20 protein-coding genes are annotated in these 22722 nt (G+C 69.0%); 12 read left to right on the top strand and 8 right to left on the bottom strand.

Features of this window, described 5'->3' with window-relative positions:
- Positions 1 to 77: 77 nt before the first annotated feature.
- Positions 78 to 1862 (top strand): pectate lyase, encoded by a 1785-nt coding sequence (locus tag ASE28_RS22255; protein ID WP_057268517.1) that lies wholly within the window; start codon positions 78 to 80, stop codon positions 1860 to 1862.
- Between the two features lie 13 nt (positions 1863 to 1875).
- Here the strand turns inward: ASE28_RS22255 and ASE28_RS22250 are convergent, their stop codons facing one another.
- Positions 1876 to 3051 (bottom strand): hypothetical protein, encoded by a 1176-nt coding sequence (locus ASE28_RS22250; RefSeq protein WP_057268676.1) that lies wholly within the window; start codon positions 3049 to 3051, stop codon positions 1876 to 1878.
- A 20-nt stretch (positions 3052 to 3071) separates the two neighbouring features.
- Positions 3072 to 4076, bottom strand: coding sequence for an NAD-dependent epimerase/dehydratase family protein (locus tag ASE28_RS22245; RefSeq protein WP_057268516.1), 1005 nt, complete (start codon positions 4074 to 4076; stop codon positions 3072 to 3074).
- Positions 4077 to 4188: 112 nt separating this feature from the next.
- Between ASE28_RS22245 and ASE28_RS22240 the strand changes: the two genes are divergently transcribed.
- Positions 4189 to 5073 carry a LysR family transcriptional regulator gene (locus tag ASE28_RS22240; RefSeq protein WP_057203906.1) on the top strand — a complete coding sequence of 295 codons (885 nt, stop codon included), beginning with the start codon at positions 4189 to 4191 and terminating at the stop codon, positions 5071 to 5073.
- Between the two features lie 67 nt (positions 5074 to 5140).
- On the top strand, positions 5141 to 7054 hold the full coding sequence (locus tag ASE28_RS22235) for a right-handed parallel beta-helix repeat-containing protein (RefSeq protein WP_235516192.1): 1914 nt from the start codon (positions 5141 to 5143) through the stop codon (positions 7052 to 7054).
- A gap of 6 nt (positions 7055 to 7060) precedes the next feature.
- Here ASE28_RS22235 and ASE28_RS22230 read toward each other — a convergent pair whose 3' ends face one another.
- Positions 7061 to 8467 carry an esterase-like activity of phytase family protein gene (locus ASE28_RS22230; RefSeq protein ID WP_057268515.1) on the bottom strand — a complete coding sequence of 469 codons (1407 nt, stop codon included), beginning with the start codon at positions 8465 to 8467 and terminating at the stop codon, positions 7061 to 7063.
- A 95-nt stretch (positions 8468 to 8562) separates the two neighbouring features.
- On the opposite strand from ASE28_RS22230, the gene ASE28_RS22225 reads away from it, so the two are divergent.
- The 4 genes from ASE28_RS22225 (at position 8563) to ASE28_RS22210 (ending at position 11931) form a co-directional block, all read left to right on the top strand.
- Entirely contained in the window at positions 8563 to 10311 is a 1749-nt protein-coding gene (locus ASE28_RS22225) for a DUF4139 domain-containing protein (RefSeq protein WP_369818258.1), read from the top strand.
- 11 nt (positions 10312 to 10322) lie between these two features.
- Complete coding sequence (locus tag ASE28_RS22220; protein ID WP_057268513.1) at positions 10323 to 10853, top strand: phosphatidylglycerophosphatase A; 531 nt, start codon at positions 10323 to 10325, stop codon at positions 10851 to 10853.
- Positions 10850 to 11338, top strand: coding sequence for a CinA family protein (locus ASE28_RS22215; RefSeq protein WP_057268512.1), 489 nt, complete (start codon positions 10850 to 10852; stop codon positions 11336 to 11338). The genes ASE28_RS22220 and ASE28_RS22215 overlap by 4 nt, the downstream gene beginning before the upstream one ends.
- Positions 11339 to 11439: 101 nt before the next feature.
- A complete protein-coding gene (locus tag ASE28_RS22210) occupies positions 11440 to 11931 on the top strand; it encodes a nuclear transport factor 2 family protein (RefSeq protein WP_057268511.1) in 492 nt (163 codons plus the stop codon).
- Between the two features lie 30 nt (positions 11932 to 11961).
- Here the strand turns inward: ASE28_RS22210 and ASE28_RS22205 are convergent, their stop codons facing one another.
- Positions 11962 to 13458, bottom strand: coding sequence for a SulP family inorganic anion transporter (locus tag ASE28_RS22205; protein ID WP_057268510.1), 1497 nt, complete (start codon positions 13456 to 13458; stop codon positions 11962 to 11964).
- 138 nt (positions 13459 to 13596) lie between these two features.
- Entirely contained in the window at positions 13597 to 14448 is an 852-nt protein-coding gene (locus ASE28_RS22200) for a YecA family protein (protein ID WP_057203898.1), read from the bottom strand.
- A gap of 169 nt (positions 14449 to 14617) precedes the next feature.
- On the opposite strand from ASE28_RS22200, the gene ASE28_RS22195 reads away from it, so the two are divergent.
- From ASE28_RS22195 to ASE28_RS22185, 3 genes are all read left to right on the top strand, one after another.
- Positions 14618 to 16366, top strand: a complete 1749-nt coding sequence (locus ASE28_RS22195; RefSeq protein WP_057268509.1) for an FMN-binding glutamate synthase family protein — start codon at positions 14618 to 14620, stop codon at positions 16364 to 16366.
- Positions 16363 to 17199 (top strand): hypothetical protein, encoded by an 837-nt coding sequence (locus ASE28_RS22190; protein ID WP_057268508.1) that lies wholly within the window; start codon positions 16363 to 16365, stop codon positions 17197 to 17199. Before ASE28_RS22195 ends, ASE28_RS22190 begins: the two co-directional genes overlap by 4 nt.
- Positions 17200 to 17456: 257 nt before the next feature.
- Positions 17457 to 19181 (top strand): ABC transporter ATP-binding protein/permease, encoded by a 1725-nt coding sequence (locus ASE28_RS22185; RefSeq protein ID WP_057203895.1) that lies wholly within the window; start codon positions 17457 to 17459, stop codon positions 19179 to 19181.
- 8 nt (positions 19182 to 19189) lie between these two features.
- Here the strand turns inward: ASE28_RS22185 and ASE28_RS22180 are convergent, their stop codons facing one another.
- From ASE28_RS22180 to ASE28_RS22170, 3 genes are read right to left on the bottom strand one after another with little or no spacing between them, the layout of a single operon-like run.
- Complete coding sequence (locus ASE28_RS22180) at positions 19190 to 19681, bottom strand: putative toxin-antitoxin system toxin component, PIN family (protein ID WP_057203894.1); 492 nt, start codon at positions 19679 to 19681, stop codon at positions 19190 to 19192.
- On the bottom strand, positions 19671 to 20963 hold the full coding sequence (locus ASE28_RS22175; protein WP_057203893.1) for a class I SAM-dependent RNA methyltransferase: 1293 nt from the start codon (positions 20961 to 20963) through the stop codon (positions 19671 to 19673). Before ASE28_RS22175 ends, ASE28_RS22180 begins: the two co-directional genes overlap by 11 nt.
- Positions 20964 to 20987: 24 nt before the next feature.
- Positions 20988 to 21440 (bottom strand): thioesterase family protein, encoded by a 453-nt coding sequence (locus ASE28_RS22170; RefSeq protein ID WP_057203892.1) that lies wholly within the window; start codon positions 21438 to 21440, stop codon positions 20988 to 20990.
- A gap of 197 nt (positions 21441 to 21637) precedes the next feature.
- Between ASE28_RS22170 and ASE28_RS22165 the strand changes: the two genes are divergently transcribed.
- Together ASE28_RS22165 and ASE28_RS22160 are read left to right on the top strand one after the other, a co-directional pair.
- Positions 21638 to 22126, top strand: a complete 489-nt coding sequence (locus ASE28_RS22165; RefSeq protein WP_057268507.1) for a glutaredoxin domain-containing protein — start codon at positions 21638 to 21640, stop codon at positions 22124 to 22126.
- A gap of 33 nt (positions 22127 to 22159) precedes the next feature.
- On the top strand, positions 22160 to 22708 hold the full coding sequence (locus ASE28_RS22160; RefSeq protein ID WP_057203890.1) for a hypothetical protein: 549 nt from the start codon (positions 22160 to 22162) through the stop codon (positions 22706 to 22708).
- The last annotated feature ends 14 nt before the right edge of the window (positions 22709 to 22722 follow it).

Raw genomic sequence — 22722 nt, 5'->3', positions numbered from 1 at the left:
GCCCCACGGGCCAGCCTGCGACGGCAGCACGCCAGGTGCTCGCCAGCCCTGTTCCCAACCTTCGAGGAGACACACCGATGAAGCGCAGAGACTTTGCCATTGCCACCACCTTGACCCCGCTGCTGCTGTCAGCCTGCGGCGGCAGCGACTCCGGGCCTCCACCCCTGACCGGCCCCCAAGCCGAAGCCGCCGCTGGCCTCAAGCGCGCAGCCCAGTACATGGACGAGGTGGTGTCCTACCAGGGCGGCTACGTGTGGTCGTACTCCCCCGACCTCAAGCAGACCTTTGGCGAGATGGAGGCCTACCGCACCATGTGCTGGATCCAGCCGCCCGGCACGCCCTCCGTCGGCCACGTGTACCTGGACGCCTACCACGCCACGGGCGATGAGCGCTACTACCAGGCGGCCGAGCGCACCGCGCTGGCCATCGTCGCGGCGCAGCACCGCTCGGGCGGGTGGAACTACATCCACGACTTCGCGGGCGAGGATTCGCTCAAGCGCTGGTACGACACCATCGGCAAGAACGGCTGGCGGCTCGAGGAGTTCCAGCACTACTACGGCAACGCCACCTTCGACGATGCCGGCACGGCCGTGGCGTCACAATTGCTGCTGCGCATGTTCGTGGAAAAGCGCGACGCGCGCTTCTCCGGCCCGCTGCAGCGCGCCATCGACTTCGTGGTGCAGTCGCAGTTCGGCCCCGAATACGGCATTGCCGATGGCGGCTGGCCACAGCGCTTTCCGCATTTCCCGGGGGCCATCAGCAGCATGCCGCTGCCCAACCCGCAGCAGGTGCCGCCGGGCGCTCGCGTCGGCATGGCCGATGGCGACTACACGCTGCACGTGACCTTCAACGACGACGTGATGGGCGAGAACATCAAGTTCCTCACGCTGTGCGTGACGGCGCTGGGCGAGACGCGCCTGATCGGCAACATCCAGCGCGCCATGGAGTGCATGCGCCTCATGCAGCAGCCCGGCCCCCAGGCCGGCTGGAGCCTGCAGCACCTCTCGCGCCCCACAGGCGGGCGGCCGGCCGGTGCGCCCGCTGGCGCGCGCAGCTACGAGCCACGCTCGCTGGCCACGCACACCACGCAGACCAACATCCGCCAGCTGTTCAACTACTTCCAGCTCACCGGCGACAAGAAGTACCTGGCCCGCATCCCGGAGGCGATTGCCTGGCTCAAGTCCTGCCCGCTGCCGGCGGATGCGGCCACGGTCAATCCGCTGCTCGGCGGCGGGCGCACCCATCCCACCTTCGTGGAGCTGGGCACCAATGACGGCCTGTACATGCACCGCTACGGCTCCAACATCCACAACGGCGCCTACTACGCGGACAAGGACTACACCAACACCATCAGCCACTACTCGGCCGGCCGCCCCATCGACATCGCCGGGCTCGAGTCGACCTACCAGTCGCTCAGCCGCATGGGCGACACGGCGATTGCCGACATGGTGGCGCGCTCGCCGCTCAAGTCCACGGGCGCCACGCGCGCCTTGCCGCGCTACTTCTCGATCCGCGAGGTGGACTTCCCGGACCTGTTCACCGGCGCCGCCATGCCCACCCCGGTGGTGCCCGACAGCGAGGCGCAGACGCTGCTGGCCGAGCTGGGGACGAAGAACTACTGGACCTCGGCAGTGCCCGAGATCGTCAACACCTACCGCGGCGATGGCCCCACCACGCCCTACACCGGCACGGCCTACCGCAGCAGGCATGTGGGCGACGTGTACGACACCTCTCCCTACCCGGCCGACACCCCGCCCGAGATCGAGCCCTACGTGAAGCGCGAGAAACCGCAGTTCATCGTGACCTCGGAATGGATACGCCGCATGGGCCGGTTGATCGCCTACGTGGCCCCGCAGGCCTGAGCCCCGGCACGGTTCAAGTCTGCAGCAGGCGCGCCAGCGGCCGGCGTGGCGTGGCAGGTACCTCGCCCTGCGGATAGCCCAGCCGGCACAGCATCTGCACCGTAGGCTCGCCGGCGCCCTTGGGCGCGCCCCGCCCCAACACCAGCTGGTGCGCACGCTCGTAGTGCGGCGCCATCTCGGCAAACTCCTGCAGGGCCTGGCTCATGGGGTGCATGCCCACGCCCAGCTCGGTGGCCTTGAGCTGCAGGCGCACGTAGGCGCGGCCGGCCGCGATCTGGTCGGCGCGGGTGTTGCCCCCCGTCAGCCACACGAAGCCCATCGCCGTGCGGCTGTGGCCCTCGAAGCGGTCCATCGCGCCCTTGTAGCCTGCACTGCCCTCCTCGGGCGGGGCGGAGCGGTCGAAGAAGCCGAGCGCCGCTGCGGCGCGTATGAACGGTGTGTTCAGCGAGATGCCGTCGCGGTGCTCCAGGATCTCGGAGGGGCCGACACGGGTGAGGCGGATGCTTTCCATCATGGTGCGCGGCGTGCGCAGCTCCACCTGGGCCGACTGCCAGCACAGCGCGCGCAAGGCGTCCAGGCGGGCGGGCTCCACCGTTCCACCCGCCTGCGGGCTGCCCGACCGGGACGCACTGGCCAGCAAGGCCTTGAGCAGATCGGGTGCCACGGGCCGGGCCAGGTCGAAATCCACCTTGGGCGTGCGGCGGCGCAGCACCTGGGTGAACAAAACCTCGGGCTCGCTGCCGGGCCGCAGTACCACGCGGGCCACGGGGCGATCATCCCAGTCACGCAGTTGCGCCGGCAGCGGCCCCTGGGGCCACAGCGTGACTTCGCTGGCCATGCCCTGCTGGGCCAGTGCCAGCACCAGCAGCTCCAGGAAGGCGCCGTGGCCGATCAGGATCTGGCGGCCCAGCGGGTCGGTCTCGGGCAGCACGCGCTCGCGGTCGGTGCGCAGGGTGATCACGCCCTCTTCGCGCAGGTCCACCACCCAGGGCTGCAGGTTGTGCGGGTTGGGCGCGGTGATGGCATAGGCCACGGCGCGGCGGCGCAGGTCGGTTTCGCCCACCGGGCCTTGCCAAGCCTCCACGGCCTGGGCCGGATAGTGCGGACCCGAGCTGCAGGCAGCCAGGGGGGCGATGGCGGCGGCGATAGTGCCACCGCCGGCCAGGCGGATGAAGGTACGGCGTTGCATGGTGAGAATCTCCTTGCGGTTCATGCCAGGGTGGCTTGGGGAAGGGCCGGGGCCAGCAGCCCCAGGTCGTGGAGCGCACGGCGAACCGCCTGCTCGAAAGGGGTGTGCGGCTCCTCGCCGATCAGCGCGGCGAGGCGCGTGTTGTCCAGCCGGTGCGGCGTGCTCCAGAGGTAGCGCATGTCTGCCAGGGCCGCCAGATGGGGCACCACCAGGCCGGCCATGCGCAGCAGCGGCCAGGGCAACCGGCCCACGCGCAGGGCCTGGGCGTCTGCTGCCCAGCCCTGCTCGGCCGCCACCACGGAGAGCACCTGCACCCACTGGTGCGCCGTGACCTGGTGGCCGGCGAAATGCAGCGTGTCGAACGCGGACAGGCGGTGGCGCGCATCGGCCACTCGCACCAGGGTGCGGGCCAGGTCAGGCAGATAGGCCCAGGGCCGGCTGATATCCAACGGGCCGGGCCAGGTGACACGGCCTTTGGGCAGGTCCTTGGCGATGGACTGGTCCAGCCAGCTGCCCACGCCACTGCCGAAATAATCGCCTGCGCGCAGCACCACGGCGCGCATGGTGCCATCGCGCGTGGCGGCCTGCAGGCGCTGCTCCAGGTGGATGCGCATCAGTCCCTTGAAGTCCAGCGCAGTCTGCGGCGTGTCTTCGCGCAGCACCGGCGGCATGGCACGGCCATAGTTGTAGACACTGCCGGGCAGCATGAGCGTGGCGCCCAGGGTGCGGGTGACTTCGATGGCTGCGTCCATCAGCATCGGCGCCTCCTTGCGCCAGGCCTTGTGCGTGTAGGCCGGGTTCATGGCATGCACCACCACCTGCGCGCCCTGCGCGGCGGCGGCAAGGGCTGGAGTGTCCTGCGGTGCGATGGCGACCCACTGCACGCCAGGCACAGCGGGGCCGCTGGCACCCGGCCGTACCTGGGCACGCACCTGCCAGCCCGCCTGGGCGAAAGCGCGGGCGGCAGCAAGGCCCAGGCGCCCGCGGGCCCCGAGGATGAGAACGGTGGATGCAGCGATCGACATGGCAGGGCTCCTGAACAAAGAGGGAATGGAGCGATTGTGGAAATGCGGCCGCCGTTACACAATTGGCTAACTGTCGATAGCAGCAATGCAAAAATGAATACCTGTGCCGGCCATGAAACAACGCTTTGACTGGAGCCTCATCCAATCCTTCCTGGCTGCCCTGGACCAGGGCAGCCTGCTGGGCGCCGCGCGCGTGCTGAACGCGAGCCAGCCCACCATCGGGCGCCACATCGCCGAGCTGGAGGCCCAGCTCGGCGTGGTGCTGTTCGAGCGCACGGGACGCGGCCTGCTGCCCACGGCGACCGCACTGCGCCTGGCCGAATCGGCCCGCGCCATGGAGACGGGTGCCGACCAGCTGGCACGCAGCGTCTCGGGCGGCGAGGCCGGGGTCAGCGGCACCGTGCGCATCACCGCCAGCCAGCCGGTGGCCTGCATGCTGCTGCCACCCCTGCTGGCGCGCATGCGCCTGGAACTGCCCGAGGTGCAGGTGGAACTGGTCTCCAGCAACGAGGTCACCAACCTGCTGCGCCGCGAGGCCGACATCGCCCTGCGCATGGTGCAGCCCACGCAGGCCAGCCTGGTGGCCAAGCGCATCGGCAAGGTCACGCTGGGCACGTACGCCCACCGCGATTACCTGCGCCGCCGGGGCACGCCGCGCCAGCCGCCCGACCTGCTGCAGCACGACCTGGTAGGCAACGACCGCTATGGCGACATCGCGCGCGGCTTTGCCGCCATGGGCTACCCGGTGGAGCGCCAGCACTTCGCGCTGCGCACCGATGACCTCATGGCGTACTGGCAGGTGGTGCGCAACGGCCTGGGCATCGGCTTCGTGGCCGACCACATGGCCCGCACAGACCCGAACCTGGTGGCGCTGCTGCCCATGCTCAAGCTGCCCGAGCTGCCCATCTGGCTCACGGTGCACCGCGAGATACGCACCAGCCAGCGCATCCGCGCGGTGTACGATTTTCTGGCCGAGGCCGTTCCCGACGCGCTGTAAAAAACTTCCCACCATGACCATGCCATTCACCTGTCTGTCACGGCTTGTGGCGACCCTCCTGGTCTGCATGCAAGGGGTCGCCCTGGCCGCCGACACGGCGACCTTCGAGCCCGCGACCGCCACGCTGCGCCTGCCTACACTGCAGCTCGACGCGGGCGACCGCTACCGCGACGTGGTGGTGCGCCTGCTCGACCCGGGCCAACTGCGCGTGGACGACCCAGCCGTGGGCACTGAGCTGCAGTACCTGACCACGGGCAGTGTGCTGCGCCTGCCGCAGGTGGTGATCGGCACTGCCACCTACCCCCGGGTGAGCCTGACCCGGCCGGGGCTGGAGCTGCTGGGCGCGGGCGGCCTGGTGGGCCCTGCCAGCGCGGCGGACGCGAGCGTGCCCGGCGCCGTCACCACGCCCTTCCCCACGCTGGAGAACATCACGGTGGAATGGGACTTCACGGGCGATGCCAACCGCAATGCGGTGGTCGGAGTGCGCTACCGTGCGCAGGGCAGCAGCGCCTGGCTCACCGGCATGCCGCTGCGCCGCATCCACAATGAGACCTCGGGCCAGGGCCGCACCTGGCCGCTGCGCCATTCGGGCAGCATCTTCGACGTGGTGCCCGGCACCACCTACGAGATCGAGCTCACACTCACCGACCCCGATGGCGGCAGCACCGTGCGCACGACCACGGCCACGACCCGCAGCGTGCCCACGCCTGCGCCTGGCGCGGTGGTCAAGCCCGCCACGCCGGCCACGCTTGCCAGCGTGCTGGCCGGCGCGAATGCCGGTGAGGTCGTGGAACTGGGGGCCGGGCACTACAGCGGCTTCAGCGTGGCGCGCAGCGGCGCTTCGGGACGGCCGCTGGTGATCCGGGGCACCCCGGGCGCGGTGGTCGAAGGAGAGATCAACGTCTTCAACCAGCGCCATGTGATGCTGACCGAGATGACCCTGAACGGCCGCGTGCGCTTCAACGGCAGCAACGACTTCAGCATGACGCGCAGCACCGTCAACGCCACGGCGGCACTGGGCGGGCACGGCATCATCACCTTCACGCGCGCGGAGAACGCCTACATCGCCGACAACACGGTCACCGGCACGGTGGTCTGGTCCGAAGCGGCCCTCGGTGCATCGGGCGGCAACGCGGGCGAGGGCATCGTCATCACGGGCCCCGGCCATGTGCTCATGAACAACCGCGTGGCGCGTTTTCGCGACAACATCTCGCTGCTCGAAGACGAAGAGGCGGTGGACCAGTACAGCATCGACATCCTGAACAACGACCTTTCGGAGGCTGCGGACGACGGCGTGGAGGCCGACTTCTGCATGCACAACTGCCGCATCATGCGCAACCGGTTGACCAATGTGTTCATCGCGCTGTCATCGCAGCCGGGCCTGGGCGGGCCCACCTACTTCGTGCGCAATGTCGTCTACAACGCCGTGCACGTGGCCTTCAAGCTGTACCGCAGCAGCTACGGCGACGTGCTGCTGCACAACACCGTGGTGAAGAACGGCGACGCACTCGGCATCTATGCCGGCGCTACGGTGGGGCGGCTGTATGCACGCAACAACCTGTTCATCGGCGGGCCGGGTGGTACCTATGGCGCTTATTCCAGCGGCACCGGGCGCGTGCTGTCGATTGCCGACCTGGATGCCGCCAGCGCCGACCTCGACTTCGATGCCTATGGTTCCACCGTGGGCAGCTTCACCGGCCGCTGGGGCGCCACCAGCTTTTCCAGCCTGGCCGAGCTGCGGGCCCGCACCACCGAGCGCGCCGCCGTGCAGGTGGGCATGGACTCGTTCGCCTCCGTTCCCGTTTTTCCTGGCTCGCCCATCACGCTGTACACCGTGCCCGACCTGCGCCTGCAACCCGGCTCGGCCGCAGTCGATGCAGGGCAGGCCATTCCCAACATCAGCCAGGGTTTCCAGGGCCGAGCCCCTGATGCAGGAGCCTATGAACTCGGCCAGGCCCTGCCCGTGTACGGCCCCCGCTGAGCAGGATCAGAACAGCGGAGATATCGGCTTCACCACATACAGCATATTGCTGTCGGGCTTGCCGTCGTACAGGTACTTCTGCTTGATGCCGCCCAGGTTGTCCGGGGCGATCACGAAGTCGGCATCGTTGATGATGGCCAGCCGGTTCGCGTCGATGACCCACATGCCTTCGAGCTTGTCGTGCGGGTACTTCTGCGAGGCAATGGCGTCATACGCCAGCACCTTGGTGATGGGCTTGATGCCCAGCGCCGCCAGTTGCGCCCAGCCGGCGGCGTAGTTGTCGGCGGTGCCGCCGTCCTTGACCACCAGCTCCAGGGTCTTGCCGTCCACCAGCAGGCCGTTGGCGGCATTCACCGTGAGCGATGCGTTGGCGCTGCGCAGGGCGGTGCTGGAGCGGTCCACATTGGTCGCCTGGCCGATGTCGATCTTGTAGATGTTCTTGCGGACCACCCCGGTGTCGATGCCGTAGAACTTGGTATCGCGCTCGACCGCCAGGAAGCTGGTGGCGGAGAGGGCCACGATCTCGGAGTTGGCCAGGCCCGCCGCATCCTGGCGGTACAGGTACTGCGCCGTGGCACCGGTTTCGATGTTCACCGTGACGAGGCGAACCAGGTTGATGCTGCCAACGGCGCTGGTGGGGTTGTAGAGGTTCGATTGCATCATGCCCACCAGCGTCTTGCCGTCGGGCGTGATGGTCAGGCCTTCCATGCCCCGGTTGGGCCAGCGCGTGGACAGCTCGGCCGGCAGGGTGCGCCCGGCCTTGTTGCGCGGGTCGGCCGCAAAGGGGTTGATGCGCTCGATCTCCTTGCCCGTGGCGTCGAAGTGCACGATGTGCGGGCCGTACTCGTCGCTGATCCAGAACGTGCCATCCTTCATCGCCACCAGGCCTTCGGAATCGAGCCCGCTTTCATCGAAGCCCTTGATGCCATCGCCGTCCGGGTCCAGCGACACGACGCTGCCGTCCAGGTTGTAGGGCGTCTCGCCGGTGCCGCCGAATTGGCGGTTGGGCAGGCCGGTGATCGGGCGGCCCTTGGGGTCCTTGAGCAGGATGGTGCTCACCAGTTCGGCCTTGCCTTCAGACGTGAGCTTGAACAGGCCGATGCGCGGGGTGTAGTCCGGCTTGACGAAGATGATGCTAGGCGGCGAGCGGGTGGCCTCGGTAGCGGCGTTCGGGCCGCGGTCGCTCAGGGCATAGAAGTACCCTTCCTGGGTGGGGTGCGGCGCCATGGACGAGCCGTAGCTGCCGTTGCGCAGCTCGGTCTTTTCGGCATTGTCCACCCGGCCCATCACCTCGTAGGGCAGGCTGGTCCCGTTGGCGCCGGGGTACTGGAACCCGTCGTCGGAGCCGCCGCAGGCGATCACACCTACTCCCAGGGCAAGGAGGGACAGGGCGCGGGGAACGAAATGCTTCATGGTTTGTTGGGGGGTGAGAATGGAAGACTTTTCGAGGGTATGAAGGTTGCGTGACAATCCCATGAATCCACCCAGGTTGGCGCCGCCGATCGCCCATGCGCCGCCGCACGACGGCCTGCATTTGCGCTACAAACGCTGAAACGATTCCTGCGCTGCCGCCTTCGGCGCGCCCCGAACCACACCAGGAGGCATCCTTGACCCCTACCATCGGTTTCGCCACCCGGCTCGCCGTCTGCGCCAGCCTGTTGCTGTGCGCAGCGGGCACCTCGCTCGCGCAGGACAGCAGCGCCAACTCGCGCATTGCCCGCGTCACCGTCTATTCAGGCACCGCCACCGTCGAGCGCGTGGCCAAGGTCGCGATGGGTGCGCGCAGCTTCACCTTCAGCTGCCTGCCGGCCTCCCTGGATGCGCAGAGCCTGCAGATCAGTGCCGATGCCAGCGTGCGCGTGGGCGAATTCAACGTGCTCACCGAAGACCGCGACGTGGCCCCGGCATGCGCCAGCCCGCTGGACGGCCGCATACGCGACCTGGAAGACCAGATCGCTGGCGTGAAGGCCGAATCCGGCGCGCTGGGCCTGGTGGACAGCTACCTCAAGGGTGTGGCTGGCGGCCGAGGCACTGGCGACGAGACGCCCGGCGGCCGTCTACAGAGCCCCACGCCAGCGCAGATTACGGCCATGGCCGACGTGCTGCGCAAGTCGGGCCAGGACGCACTGGCCCGCACGCACCAGCTGCAGCGCAAGCAAGAGGCGCTGGAACTGGCCTTGAAGCCCCTGGTGGCCGAGCGCAACCGTGTGGCCAGCCAGCGCGCGCGCGTGGTGTCGGTCAGCATCAACCTCGCGGCCGAGCGCGAGGGCGAGCTGCGCCTGTCCTACCAGGTGCGCGGCCCCGGCTGGCAGCCCACCTACCGCGCCACGCTGGACCCGGCCAAGGCCACCGTGCTGCTGGAACGCCAGGCCCTGGTCGCACAGAACAGCGGCGAGGACTGGAGCAATGTGCAGCTCGTGCTCTCCACCGGCCAGCCGGGACGCGCCACCCAGGGCCGCCTGCCGCGCCCGTGGACGCTGGATGTGGCGCCGCCACCGCAGCCCATGACCATGGCGGCTCCGGCGATGGCCATGGCCCCTGCCGCGCCTCCCGCCCCTGTGGCTCGGGAGCGGTCCATGGCCGAAGAGGCCATGCCCAGCTTCGACGTGAGCACCACCGACAGGGGCTTTGCCACCGAGTTCGCCGTGCCCCAGCGCATCACCGTGCCCTCCAGCGGCCAGCGCGTGACCCTGGCGCTGGGCAACCACAGCGCAGCGGCCACGCTGCTCACGCGCACCGCGCCGGCGGTGGAGGATGTCGCTTACCTGGTGGCCGAAGTCGCCACGCCGCCCGGCGTGTGGCCTGCAGGCGCCGTGGGGCTGTACCGCGACGGCGCCTTCGTGGGCACCGGGCGGCTGGACTTCGGCGCGCCCAGCACCGCACCTGCGGGCAGCACCAGCCTGTCGTTCGGCAAGGATGACCTGGTCACCGTGCGCGCCGAGGCGCCGCAGGACCTGACCAGCGCCGCGGGCTTCACGGGCTCGCGCACCGAGCGCCGCACCCGCCGCGCCTACAGCGTGGAAAACCGCCACCGGAGCGGCATCACGCTGCAGGTGCTGCATGCGGCCCCCGTCTCGCGCAACGAGAAGATCGAGGTCGAGTCGCGCTACCAGCCGCAGCCCGCCGAGATGGCCTTCAACCGCACACCGGGCACCGTGGCATGGCAGCAGCCCTTGGCGGCGGGCGCCACGGCGCAGTTCAGCGCCGAGCACACGATCCGCTACGCCAAGGAACTCCAGCTGCAGGAGCGCCAGTGACAGCCCCCACCATGGATCCGACATCCCCCAACACTCCGTCTGCGACGCGCCGCGCCACGGCGGCCTTCATGCTCTCGCACCCGGCCCACTGCATTGCGCTGGGCTTTGGCGCAGGGCTCTCGCGCATCGCCCCCGGCACCGTGGGCACGCTCTGGGCCTGGCTCGCCTTCCTGGCGCTGCAGCAGTGGCTGAGCCCCCTTGCCATGGGCCTGCTGATCGCCGCCAGTACCGTGGTCGGCTGGTGGGCGTGCACGGTAGCCGCGCGCAACCTGGGCATCGCTGATCCCGGCAACATCGTCTGGGACGAAGTGGTGGCCTTCTGGCTGGTGCTGTGGCTGGCCATGCCCATGGGCTGGTGGGGGCAACTCGCTGCGTTTGCGCTGTTCCGCTTCTTCGATGCCGCCAAGCCCGGCCCCGTGGCCTGGGCCGACAGCCTGTTCAAGGGCTTTGGCTGGCGCGGTGGCTGGGGCATCCTGTGGGACGACTTCGTTGCCGCCTTCTGCACGCTGCTGGTGATTGCGCTGTGGAGGTTCTGGGCATGAGCGACCCGGCAAACCAGGCCCGGCTGCTGGCCGACATCGCGGCCCAACTGCTCGCGCGCGGGCAGATGCTGGCCACGGCCGAGAGCTGCACAGGCGGCATGATCGCTGCGGCCTGCACCGACCTCTCCGGGTCGAGCCAGTGGTTCGAACGCGGCTTCGTGAGCTACTCCAACGAGGCCAAGGCCGAGCTGCTGGGCGTGCCGCCCGCACTGATCGACGCCCACGGCGCCGTGAGCGAGCCAGTGGCCCGCGCCATGGCCGCAGGCGCGGTGGCGCATTCGCGCGCGCAGGTGGCAGTGGCCGTCACCGGCGTGGCCGGGCCCACGGGCGGCAGCCCGGCCAAGCCCGTCGGCACGGTGTGGTTCGGCTGGGCCGTGGGTGGCGCCGTGCACACCGAACTGCAGCAATTCCCAGGCGATCGCGCCGCGGTGCGCCATGCCACCGTGGCGCACGCGCTGCAGCGGCTGCACCACTACCTGGGTTGACGCGGCAAGCGCGTCGCCCAGGCGCCAGCGGGCCTGCACAGCGCCGGTGTAGCATCCTCCGCCCGGGCTCCAGAGCCCGCATTGCCCCTACCGGAGCCTCCATGCACCCCAACGCCCAGACCCTGCAGCGCTTTTACACCGCCTTCGGCCAGCTCGACCATGCCACCATGCAGGCCTGCTACGCGCCCGACGCCAGCTTCGACGACGAGGCCTTCTCGCTCAAGGGCCGCGAGCAGATCGGCGGCATGTGGCGCATGCTTGCCACCGCCACGCGCAAGAACGGCGCCGAGCACTGGAAGCTCGAATCGAGCGGCATCGAGGCCGATGACAAGGGCGGACGCGCCCACTGGGAGGCACACTACCTTTTCAGCGCCACGGGGCGCAAGGTGCACAACATCATCGACGGCACGTTCACCTTCACGCCCGAAGGGCTGATCGCCACGCACCGCGACCGTTTCAATTTCTGGCGCTGGTCGCGCCAGGCCCTGGGCACTCCCGGGCTGCTGCTGGGCTGGTCGCCCTCGCTCAAGCGCAAGGTGCGCAGCACGGCGGCGGGCAACCTGGCCAAATTCCTCGCGCAGGAAAAGAAGTAAGCCAGCGCAGGCTGCGGCAGCAGCCCGACCTCAGCCGCTGCGCGGCGCCGAACCCATCCGGTCGATCAGCACCGCGCTGGCCTGGTTGAGCCCCAGCACCTGCACCGTGCAGCCATGGTGCTGCAGGCGCTGCACCACCTTGTCGAGCGCAGCCACGGCGGTGACGTCCCAGAAATGCGCGCCCGAGACGTCGATGCACACGGGCCGGCCTTCGGCGCCCAGGATGTCGAAGGCGTCGATGAAGGCATCGGCCGAGGCAAAGAACACCTGGCCCGTGACCTGCCAGGTGCGCAGGCCGCTGGCTTCATCATCCGTTGCGCGCACCTGCAGCATGCGCGCCACCTTGAAGGCAAAGAACACGCCGCTGAGCAGCACCCCCACCGCCACGCCGGCTGCCAGGTTGTGCGTGGAGAGGGTCATGGCCACTGTGGCCAGCACCACGGCGCTGGACATGCGCGGGTGGCGCACCAAGGTGCCGAGCGACTTCCAGTCGAAGGTGGAAGCCGACACCATGACCATGATGGCCACCAGGGCGATCACCGGCACCTGCGACACCCACGGCTTGAGCACCACCATGAGGATCAGCAGGAACACGCCGGCGAACAGCGTGGACAGTCGCCCGCGCCCGCCGTATTTCACGTTGCCCACCGCTTGGCCGATCATGCCGCAGCCGGCAATGCCGCCGAACAGGCTGGCTGCCACGTTGGCCACGCCCAGGCCGGCGCATTCGCGGTTCTTGGAGCTCGGCGTATCCGTCATCTCGTCTACCACGGCAGCGGTCAGCACCGATTCCAGCAGGCCCACCATGGCGATGGCCAGCGCGGGCAGCGCAATGATGCGCAGCGTGTCGAACGCCAGCGGCACCTCGGGCAGGCCGAACAGGGGCAGGGAATCGGGCAACTGGCCCAGGTCGGCCACGGTGGGCAGCGGCAGGCCCATGCCAGAGGCCACGAGCGTGAGTGCCACCACGCAGATCAGCGGCGAAGGGATGGCCGTGAGCGCGCGCCAGCCCAGGCGCTGGCCCAGCGCAGGCAGTCCGTAGATGATGGCCAGCCCCAGGCCCAGCATGGCCCAGGTGGCCGTACCCGCGCCGGCAAGGTGCGGCAGTTGGGCCGAGAAGATCAGGATGGCCAGGGCGTTCACGAAGCCGGTGCGCACCGAGCTGGAAACGAATCGCACCAGCACCCCCAGGCGCAGCAGCCCGAAGGCCAGTTGCACCAGGCCTGCCAGAATGCCTGCAGCCAAAAGGTACTGCAGCCCATGCGACTGCACCAGCGGCGCCGCCACCAGGGCAACGGAGCCAGCCGCCGCCGAGACCATGGCCGGGCGCCCGCCCACGAAGGCGATCACCAGGCTGATGACGAACGAGGCAAAGAGCCCCACCGACGGGTTCACCCCCGCGACAAAGGAAAAGGCGATGACCTCGGGGATCAGTGCAAAGGTGGCAACGGCACCGGCCAGCAGTTCGCGCGGAATGCTGACCGGCGCCCATTCGGCGCGCAGGCGGGACAGGGTGGAGGCGTTCATGGGACAGGCGCACGCCGCAGGCGCGCTCGGTCAACGGGGACAGGATAGAGGAAGCAGGAAACACACCCACGGGCGCCGCGCCCGTGGAAACGGCGCACCGCAACCGCGTGCGCCGCAGGACAAGGGCTCAACCGCCGCTCAGTTGGCGCCGTGGCACTTCTTGTACTTCTTGCCGCTGCCGCAGTGGCAGGGGTCGTTGCGGCCAGGCTCGGGCGCCTTGCGGATGGTTTCCACGCGCGGGCCCATGCTCTTCCAAATCTGGCGCAGGTCGTACACGGCCCAGATGGCCTCGCCGAAGGCCTCTACCCGGGCCTGGCTGGTGCTGGGCGGGCCGTTCTCGTCGAACATGCAGACTTCGGGCTTGCCGGTGTCGTCCTCGGTCAGGGCGACGATGCTGTCCAGCGCGTCGTTGAGCCATTGGGCGGCCTCCTTGTCGCGCGGGGCCGCCCAGTCCTCGGGCCAGTTTTCCACCGCGAACATGAAACCCAGCGCCCAGACCTGGCCGAACGAGGGGATGTCCTGCTCGTCCGAGTCCATCTCGGCGCGCTGCTCTTCGGTCAGGCTGGCCACCGCGCCGCGCATGTCCATGGCCTCGGGCTGGAAGGTCTGATCGTCGTCCAGGCGGTCGACCTTGGCATCGAGCTGGCGCACCACCTCGTCCCAGCGGCGTGTCCACAACTCCAGGAACCGCGCCTGCTGCGCTGCGTCGGCAAACGCCGGCAGCAGCGGCAGGGGCTCGCCCTCGGCCACTTCGAGCTCGGCGCCATCGCCCAGCAGCATGGGCAGGTACTCGGCCGGCGCGATGGGGCGGCGGTTGCAGATGACGGCGGTCATGAAGCCATCGCAGAACTCCCACTGGGGAATCTCGTCGCCGCGCGTGCGCAGGTCGTCAAGGAGGTTGTCGATCTCTTCGAGCTCGTCAGGGCCCAGGGCCGGGGCCAAGGCAGCGGTTTCGGGATCGGTTTCGGGCTTTTCAATGGGGTCGGTCATGGCGGGGCTCCGTGGTGCGGCTGCTGGAAGCAAAGTTTTACTTTTATGATGCGCAAGGCCTGCGCCCGAGCGCAACACCCGGGCACAGTGCGGTGGGCGGCAACGCCACCCGCGCAAAGGCGGCCAGTGTAGCCCTCCCGCTTCGCCCGCAAAAGAACCAGGACACCCGATGATCCACCAACTCAACTCCCTGTACCCGGTGCGCTACACGGCCTTTGCACTGTGCGTGCTGGGCCTGCTGGCGGCGCTCTGCGCCCTCGTGGCCTTCGGCCCGGGCCTGGCGCTGGTGCTGGCCGTGGGAGCGCTGGGGGCGCTGGTGGCCGTGGGCGTGTACGACCTGCGCCAGACGCGCCATGCCATCCTGCGCAACTACCCGGTCATCGGGCACATCCGATTCATGCTCGAATACGTGCGCCCCGAGGTGCGCCAGTACTTCATCGAGAGCGACAGCGAGGCCGCCCCCTTCTCGCGCGCCCAGCGCTCCCTGGTCTACCAGCGCGCCAAGGGCGAGCCCGACAACCGGCCCTTCGGCACGCACCTGGACGTGGGCGCACGCGGCTACGAGTGGGTGAACCACTCCATGGCGCCTTCGCACCTCACGTCGAGCGACTTTCGCGTATGGATCGGCGGCAGCCCCGATGCGCCCTCGCCCTCCGTGTCGCCGTGCACCCAGCCCTACCACGCCAGCGTGTTCAACATCTCGGCCATGAGCTTTGGCGCGCTGTCGGCCAACGCGGTGCTGGCGCTGAACAAGGGCGCGCAGTTGGGTGGCTTTGCCCACGACACGGGCGAAGGCTCCATCTCGCAGCACCACCGCGTGCACGGAGGCGACCTGATCTGGGAAATCGGTTCGGGCTACTTCGGCTGCCGCAACGACGATGGCAGCTTCAGCCCCGAGCGCTTTGCCACGAATGCGCAGGACCCGCAGGTGAAGATGATCGAGCTCAAGCTGAGCCAGGGCGCCAAGCCCGGGCACGGTGGGGTGCTGCCCGCGGCCAAGGTCACCATCGAGATCGCGGCCGCACGCGGCGTGCCCGTGGGCAAGGACTGCATCTCGCCCTCGCGCCACAGCGCGTTCGCGAGCCCGGTGGAGATGATGCAGTTCATTGCCCGCCTGCGCGAGCTCTCGGGCGGCAAGCCCACGGGTTTCAAATTCTGCCTGGGCCATCCCTGGGAGTGGTTTGCCATCGTCAAGGCCATGCTGGTCACGGGCATCACGCCCGACTTCATCGTGGTGGACGGGGCCGAGGGCGGCACGGGCGCAGCCCCCGTGGAGTTCAGCGACCATGTGGGCGCGCCGCTGCAGGAGGGCCTGCTGCTGGTGCACAACACGCTGGTGGGCGTGAACCTGCGCGAGCGCGTGCGCATCGGCTGCGCTGGCAAGGTGATCACCGCCTTCGACATCGCGCGCATGATGGCGCTGGGTGCCGACTGGTGCAACGCCGGGCGCGGCTTCATGATGGCGCTGGGCTGCATCCAGGCGCAAAGCTGCCACACCGGCCATTGCCCCACCGGCGTGACCACGCAGGACGCGCAGCGCCAGCAGGCCCTGGTGGTGCCCGACAAGGCCTCGCGCGTGGCGCAGTTCCACCACAGTACCCTGCATGCGCTGCAGGAGCTGGTGCAGGCCGCCGGCCTGCAGCACCCCAAGGACATCACAGCCCACCACATCGTGCGCCGCATCAGCGATACCGAGGTACGTCTTCTGTCCAACCTGATCACGCGCATGCAGCCCGGCGCCTTGCTGGGCCCGCTGGAGGCGCAGCACAACGTGTTCCGCCTGTACTGGCCGCTGTCCAGCGCGCACAGCTTTGCCGCCAGCGAACCGGCGCTGGAACCGTCGGTGCCCCACCATGTGGAAGTGGCCCACGCGGCCGTGGCCGCCGTCAGCGATCTGCCCGCCAACGCCGCCGTATGACGATGGAGGCAGGCAAGGTCCCTGACAGCAACCCCGGCAGCAACACCGTCGATTACGCGGCCTATCTGCGCCAGCAGCTCGTGCAGCAGCAGTTCAACGTGGCCAGCTACCGGCTCGGCGAGGAGCAGGTATGGCTCAAGAAGGCCGGTGCACCCCACGGCCCAGGCCGCTACCGTGCCATGGCGGCAATGGCTGCGGTGCTGCGGCTGGAAGTGCTGCGCCCGGTGCCCAACCGGGGCGGGCGCGAAGCCATCGCCACCGAGGTACGGCGCCTGCGCGACCTGCAGGCGCGCGGCCTGCGCGTGCCCACCGTGCTGGCGGCGCAGGAGGATGGCTTCTTGATGCGCCACCTGGGGCGGCCCGCGCAGCAAACGCCCTCGTTGGGCAATGAAATCGACCATGCCGTGTCCGCCGGGCCCGCCGCCGTGCTGGCGCTGTGGCAGCAGGGCCTGGTGGCCATTGCGCAGGTGCACGCCAGCGGCACCTGCCTGAGCCAGGCGTTCGCGCGCAACCTGGTGCGCTGCCCCGATCGCGTGGTGGGCTACATCGATTTCGAGGACGACCCGGCTGCCGTGCTGCCGCTGCCGGTATGCCACGCGCGCGATGCGCTGTGCTACGCGCACTCCACGGCCATCTACCTGCGCCTGGTGGGCGCGCTCGACGACGCCCGCGCGATGTGGACCGCCTGGATCGCGTCAGGCAGCCCGGAGCTGCAGGCCATGCTGGCCACCAGCATCGGGCGCATGGGCTGGATGCAGCACCTGCCGCAGAACCGCAAGCTCGGCCGCGACATGCAGCGCGTGCGCGCGGCCTACGACCTGCTGCGGCCTTGAACCATGCGCGTGGGCATGGGCTGCGCGCAAAGCGGGCCCGTCCTTAGCGGGCTGTAGGCATTGGCTGACAGCGGCAGATCGGGCGCCCGCCTATCGTGCAGGCGGTGCTCCCGTTTGCCTCCTTTTGCCTCTGCCCAATGTCTACTCCTGCCGCCACCCTTTCAGCACCACCCGCTCCCGCATCGCCGCCGCCGGCCGCGAAGAAGCCCCGTCGCCGCCGCCCTCCCACCCTATCGCTCTCGGCATGGAAGCAGTTCATGAGCGTGGCCCGCCCCTACTGGATGGGCGAGAAAAAAAGAACCGCCTGGGGCCTGCTCGCGCTGCTCATCGGCCTGATGGTCTGCGAGACACAGCTGGCCGTGATGCTGATCGACAAGACCGGCGAGATGACCTCGGCCCTGGCGGCCAAGCAGGCCGATCGCTTTTGGGACGCGGTGCGCGCCAGCCTCATCGTGCTGGCCTTCGCGGTGCCGGTGTACGCCTTCTACTACTACATGCGCGACGCGTTTTCCAACCACTGGCGGCGCTGGCTCACGCACCGCTTTCTGGATGGCTACCTGGGTGAGCGCAAGTACTACGAACTCGGTACCGGCAGCGACATCGACAACCCCGACCAGCGCATCAGCGAAGACATCAACACCTTCACCGGCCGGTCCACGCACTTCCTGCTGATCTTTCTGGGCTCGCTGATGCAGCTCGTGGCCTTCAGCGCGGTGCTGTGGTCCATTTCCAAGGTGCTGGTGGCCTTTCTGGCGGTGTATGCACTGCTGGGAACCTTCGGCGCGCTGTACCTGTTTGGCGCACCGCTGATCCGGCTCAATTTCTGGCAGATCCGGCGCGAGGCGGACTTCCGCTTCGGGCTGATGCGGCTGCGCGAGAACGCCGAGTCCATCGCCTTCTACCGCGGCGAGCCGCAGGAGCGTGCGCAGATCGACCACCGCTTCGAGGCGGCCTTCACCAACTATGCGCGGCTCATCAAGAAGCAGCGTTCGCTCAACCTGTTCCAGCGCTCGTTCAGCCAGCTCACGCTGGTGCTGCCGAGCATCATCCTGGCCAATGGCGTGCTTTCGGGCGAACTCGAGGTGGGGCGCGCGATCCAGGCGGCGGGCGCCTTTGCTGCGGTGCTGGGCGCGGTGTCGCTCATCGTGGACAACTTCGAGAGCCTGAGCCGCTTCGTGGCCGGCATCGACCGGCTGCATGCGCTGTCGCAGATGGTCCTCAAGACCCCTGCAGCACCCACCCCCTGGGCCGAACCTGCCGCCGCACCGCGCACCGACAGTCCGCAGGATCCCCCTGCAGAACCCGCGCCGCAGATCTCCTCGCGCATTGGCGAGGCCATGGCCATCGAGGGGCTCACCCTCTACACCCCGCAGTTCGGCCGCCTGCTGGTGCAGGACCTGTCACTGCAGCTGCAAACCGGCGATGCCCTGCTGATCACCGGCCCCAGCGGCTGCGGCAAAAGCTCGCTGCTGCGGGCCATTGCAGGCCTGTGGCGCACCGGCAGCGGTGCCGTACAGCACCCGCCGATGGAGGACGTGTTCTTTCTGCCCCAGCGCCCGTACATGCAGATGGGTACGCTGCGCAGCCAGATCATCTACCCCATGAAGGAGACCGACCTGGCGGACGAACGCTTGCTGGAGCTGTTGCAGGAAGTGCAGCTCGAATCGCTGGCCGAACGCGTGGGCGGGCTCGACGCCTCGCACGACTGGGAAAAGCAGCTGTCCATCGGCGAGCAGCAGCGCCTGGCCTTTGCCCGGGTGCTGGCGCGTGCGCCGCGCATCGTGATCCTGGACGAAGCCACCAGCGCCCTCGACAGCGCCAACGAGGCGGCGCTTTACGAGCGCCTGCGCGCCAACGGCACCACGCTGATCAGCATTGCCCACCGCCCGGCCGTGCTCAAGCACCACACCCATGTGCTGGAGCTCAAGGGCGAGGGCGCGTGGCAGGTGCACGCGGCGGGCGATTTCAGCTTCGACCGCTGACGGGAATATCAGGCGCCAGCGCTGGCGGGTTCGGCCGCCACCTCCCACACCAGCGCTGTCGCCACGTGAGCGTCCAGCGTCAGCAGGCGCTTGCGCATGCAGATCACGGCCTTGTCCTTGCTCAACAGGATGGCGCGGTGCGCGGCGGCCAGGTCGATGAACTTCTGGTCGTCGGTGTCCTTGCAGACGTAGGCCACGCGCGGGGCAATCGCCACCAGGCGGGCCTGGGCGTCGAAGGCAGCCAGCACCTGCGCCGCGTCCACACGGTAGTAGTCCATGCGGCCGACGATGTGCGGGTAGGCCAGCACGCGCTCGAGTTCGTCGCGCATGACCTGCGTGGCGATCCAGGCCAGGCGCCCTTCGGCGAGCAGTTGGCGCAGCGGCACGGTGGCCGGGTCCGAGAAGATCAGCAAGTCCAGCGCGACGTTGGTGTCGACGACCACAGGGCGCACGGGTTCACCCGCCGGCGCCTGGGCCGGCAGCGCCAACTCAACCCGCATCGCGCGGGCCGGCCGGTGGCGTATCGGACGATGGCTTGGTGCGCACCGATCCCTTGACCATGTCGAAGCGGAACATGCGGCACTCGATGGGGCCGTTCCACATGGGCACGCGGCGCGACTCCTTCAGGCGCATCTTGCCGGGCAGCTTGAGGTCGGGGGTCAGCATCCAGGCCGTCCAGCCCGCATAGTTCTTCTTCCAGTGGGTGGCCAGCTGGCTGAAGAACTCGCCGCCGTCGTCGGTGTGCGCGGCCTCGCGGCCCACGCTGGCGCCCAGGGCCCGCTCGGCCGCGCGCTCATTGGCGTTCTGGCCGGCGGAGCCGGCGGCGGCAATGCGCTCGCCGTAGGGCGGGTTGAGCAGCATCAGGCCCGGCTGTTCGCTCGGCGGCATGCGCTGCAATGCGTCGCCACCGCGCAACTGCACGGCGTCGGCCACGCCCGCGCGCTCGGCATTGCGCTCGGCAAAATCGACCATTCGGTGGGCCACGTCGCTGCCGAAGATGGGCACGGGGCTCGCCTGGATGGCGCTCTCGGCCTCGGCCTGGATGGCCGACCACACATGGCCCTGGAAGGGCAGCAGCTTTTCAAACGCAAATCGGCGCAGCATGCCGGCCGGGATACGGCAGGCGATCTGCGCGGCCTCGATGGCGATGGTGCCGCTGCCGCAGCAGGGGTCGTACAGCGGCACGGGCGCATCACCGAGCGGGTCCCAGCCGCTGGCGGCGATCATGGCGGCGGCCAGGGTTTCCTTGAGCGGGGCGTCGCCCTTGTCCTCGCGCCAGCCGCGCTTGAACAGCGGCTCGCCCGAGGTGTCGATGTAGACCGTGGCCTCTTCGGTGGTCAGGTGCAGGTGGATGCGCACGTCGGGCCACTGCGTGTTCACGTCGGGGCGCACGCCGGACTTGGCGCGAAAACGGTCGGCCACCGCGTCCTTCACGCGCAGGCCGGCAAAGTTCAGGCTCTGCAGCGGGCTGTGCTGGGCCGTGACCTCGACCTTGAAAGTCTGGCGCGTGGTGAACCAGATTTCCCAGGCCACCTCGCTGGCGATGCCGTAGAGGTCGTTCTCGGAGCGGTAGGGCCGGTGCGCCAGTTGCACCAGCACGCGCTGCGCCAGCCGGCTGTGCAGGTTGAGCAGCAGCGCCTGGCGCCACGAGGCGCGCAGCAGCACGCCGCCCCGGCCCATGAGCAGGTCCTGGCCCGTGAGGCCGGTGATGGCGTGCACCTCGTCGGCGAGGTAGCCCTCGACACCGGCGGCGCAGGGGAGAAAGAGTTGGAGTTGGTTCATGGCACTGGGCGACAGGATACGCGCTTAAACGCCGACTGCGTCGGTCGCTGCGCGCGCCAGCAGCAGTTGGCGGATGGATTCAGGGATGGGCGCCACCTTGCGGTCGCTGCGGCCGATGAAGACGATGCCGACCTTGCCGCGCGCCACTTCACGCCCCGTGGTTTTCTCGGTCATGCGAAAGACGAGGTCGAAGCCGTAGCGGTTGAGGTCCTCGGGCGCCATCTCCACGCACATGGTCTCGCCATGGAAGCCTTCGGACTTGTACTGGGCCACGATGTCGCCCACCACGGTGGACAGGCCGCCCACATCCGCCTCGGGGTAACCGAGCGACTGGAAGAAGCGCACGCGCGCCTCGGACACCAGGGTCAGCAGTTGCGCATTGTCCAGGTGCCCGCCCTGGTTGACGTGGCTGATGTAGATCTGCAGCTCGGTGGCAAAGCCGAAGTGCGTGGGGAGGTCGAAAACAATGCGGGCCATGGGGCAGGGAAACAGAGGGTCGAGAAAAGACAGCGAAACGGGGGCAAGACGCCCCCGAAAAAGCCCGCAACGGGCATCGAAAAGCTGCATGCCGGACGGCAAGGATGGCCCATACGGGTGAGGCCTTGCCCCAGCGGGCCTCGGGGCGGCAGAAGTCTCTTATGCTCCCGGGATAACCGATTTTACCCGGAGCCCCCATGCACACCCTGCGCTGCAGCATGATCCTCGCCCTGATTGCGGCCGCGCTCACAGGCACGGCGCATGCCCAGACGCTCTACAAATCCGTGGATGCAAGTGGAAAGGTCGTCTACAGCGACCAGCCGCCCGCGTCCGGCGCGGTGCAAAAGACCCTGAAGCTCGAGAGCCTGCCCGTCAGCGTGGTCCCCGGCAACCCGCTGCCGCCCGCCACGCCCGGCCAGGGGCCTGCAGAAGCCCAGAAGGCGGCCCAGCCCCGGGGCGAGGTCACGCTCTACATGGCCACCTGGTGCGGCTACTGCAAGGCCGCCAAGGCCTACCTGGGAGGCAAGGGCATCGCGTACCGGGAGTTCGACGTGGACACGCCCACCGGCAAGGCCGCCTTTGCGCAGCTCGGGGCCCGTGGCGTGCCGGTGCTGCTCACCAATGGCCAGCGGGTGGCGGGCTTCAGCACGCAGTCGTATGACGCCGTCTTCACCAGCCGCAAGTAAGCCACCACCTCACTCACTCCGTTCCACCGCTCCATGCTCCGCACTGCCCTCACGCTGCTCACCTTCGCCCTGTGCCTGCCCGTTCTTGCCGAAGAACTGCGCGTTCCGCTGCCCGGGCGCGACGACCTCGTCATCGACCTGCCCGCCCAATGGCGCGCCCAGGTGCGCCGCCCCCATGCCGAGCTACCGCCCTCGGTCGCCATCAGCGGCCCCGATGCCACGGCCCTGCAGATGATCCTCACGCCCATCTGGCCCGCAGGCAGCTCCGCCAAGGCCCCCACGGCCGATGAGCTGCGGGCGCAGGTCCAGTCGGGCGCGACCCAGGCCAAGCCCAGGGCCGTCGAAGCCGAGCTGCCGCTCAAGGACCTGAGCGCCTCGGGCAAGACGGGCTACTACTTTTCGGCCACCGACCGCGCCCCCGAGCCGGGCGGCTACAAGCACCTGACCCAGGGCGTGCTGGGCATGAACGAACTGCGCGTGGCCTTCACCGTGCTGGCCAATGGCCAGTCGCAGGAGCCGACCGCACAGGCGCTGGAGCTGCTGCGCTCGCTGCGGCGCGCACCGGCCTCGAAGTCGCCTTGATGGCGGATGGCCCA

The sequence above is a fragment of the Acidovorax sp. Root219 genome, assembly GCF_001428665.1.
Taxonomy (GTDB): Bacteria; Pseudomonadota; Gammaproteobacteria; order Burkholderiales; family Burkholderiaceae_C; genus Acidovorax.
Note: the sequence above shows the minus strand (reverse complement) of the source record. Positions and strands in the feature narration are given on the sequence as shown.

Bases quoted from the DNA above. Each gene is read 5' to 3' on its own strand.
- ASE28_RS22255 (WP_057268517.1), top strand. From the start codon at position 78: ATGAAGCGCAGAGACTTTGCCATTGCCACCACCTTGACCCCGCTGCTG.
- ASE28_RS22250 (WP_057268676.1), bottom strand. From the start codon at position 3,051: ATGCAACGCCGTACCTTCATCCGCCTGGCCGGCGGTGGCACTATCGCC.
- ASE28_RS22245 (WP_057268516.1), bottom strand. From the start codon at position 4,076: ATGTCGATCGCTGCATCCACCGTTCTCATCCTCGGGGCCCGCGGGCGC.
- ASE28_RS22240 (WP_057203906.1), top strand. From the start codon at position 4,189: ATGAAACAACGCTTTGACTGGAGCCTCATCCAATCCTTCCTGGCTGCC.
- ASE28_RS22235 (WP_235516192.1), top strand. From the start codon at position 5,141: ATGCAAGGGGTCGCCCTGGCCGCCGACACGGCGACCTTCGAGCCCGCG.
- ASE28_RS22230 (WP_057268515.1), bottom strand. From the start codon at position 8,467: ATGAAGCATTTCGTTCCCCGCGCCCTGTCCCTCCTTGCCCTGGGAGTA.
- ASE28_RS22225 (WP_369818258.1), top strand. From the start codon at position 8,563: ATGCGCCGCCGCACGACGGCCTGCATTTGCGCTACAAACGCTGAAACG.
- ASE28_RS22220 (WP_057268513.1), top strand. From the start codon at position 10,323: ATGGATCCGACATCCCCCAACACTCCGTCTGCGACGCGCCGCGCCACG.
- ASE28_RS22215 (WP_057268512.1), top strand. From the start codon at position 10,850: ATGAGCGACCCGGCAAACCAGGCCCGGCTGCTGGCCGACATCGCGGCC.
- ASE28_RS22210 (WP_057268511.1), top strand. From the start codon at position 11,440: ATGCACCCCAACGCCCAGACCCTGCAGCGCTTTTACACCGCCTTCGGC.
- ASE28_RS22205 (WP_057268510.1), bottom strand. From the start codon at position 13,458: ATGAACGCCTCCACCCTGTCCCGCCTGCGCGCCGAATGGGCGCCGGTC.
- ASE28_RS22200 (WP_057203898.1), bottom strand. From the start codon at position 14,448: ATGACCGACCCCATTGAAAAGCCCGAAACCGATCCCGAAACCGCTGCC.
- ASE28_RS22195 (WP_057268509.1), top strand. From the start codon at position 14,618: ATGATCCACCAACTCAACTCCCTGTACCCGGTGCGCTACACGGCCTTT.
- ASE28_RS22190 (WP_057268508.1), top strand. From the start codon at position 16,363: ATGACGATGGAGGCAGGCAAGGTCCCTGACAGCAACCCCGGCAGCAAC.
- ASE28_RS22185 (WP_057203895.1), top strand. From the start codon at position 17,457: ATGAGCGTGGCCCGCCCCTACTGGATGGGCGAGAAAAAAAGAACCGCC.
- ASE28_RS22180 (WP_057203894.1), bottom strand. From the start codon at position 19,681: ATGCGGGTTGAGTTGGCGCTGCCGGCCCAGGCGCCGGCGGGTGAACCC.
- ASE28_RS22175 (WP_057203893.1), bottom strand. From the start codon at position 20,963: ATGAACCAACTCCAACTCTTTCTCCCCTGCGCCGCCGGTGTCGAGGGC.
- ASE28_RS22170 (WP_057203892.1), bottom strand. From the start codon at position 21,440: ATGGCCCGCATTGTTTTCGACCTCCCCACGCACTTCGGCTTTGCCACC.
- ASE28_RS22165 (WP_057268507.1), top strand. From the start codon at position 21,638: ATGCACACCCTGCGCTGCAGCATGATCCTCGCCCTGATTGCGGCCGCG.
- ASE28_RS22160 (WP_057203890.1), top strand. From the start codon at position 22,160: ATGCTCCGCACTGCCCTCACGCTGCTCACCTTCGCCCTGTGCCTGCCC.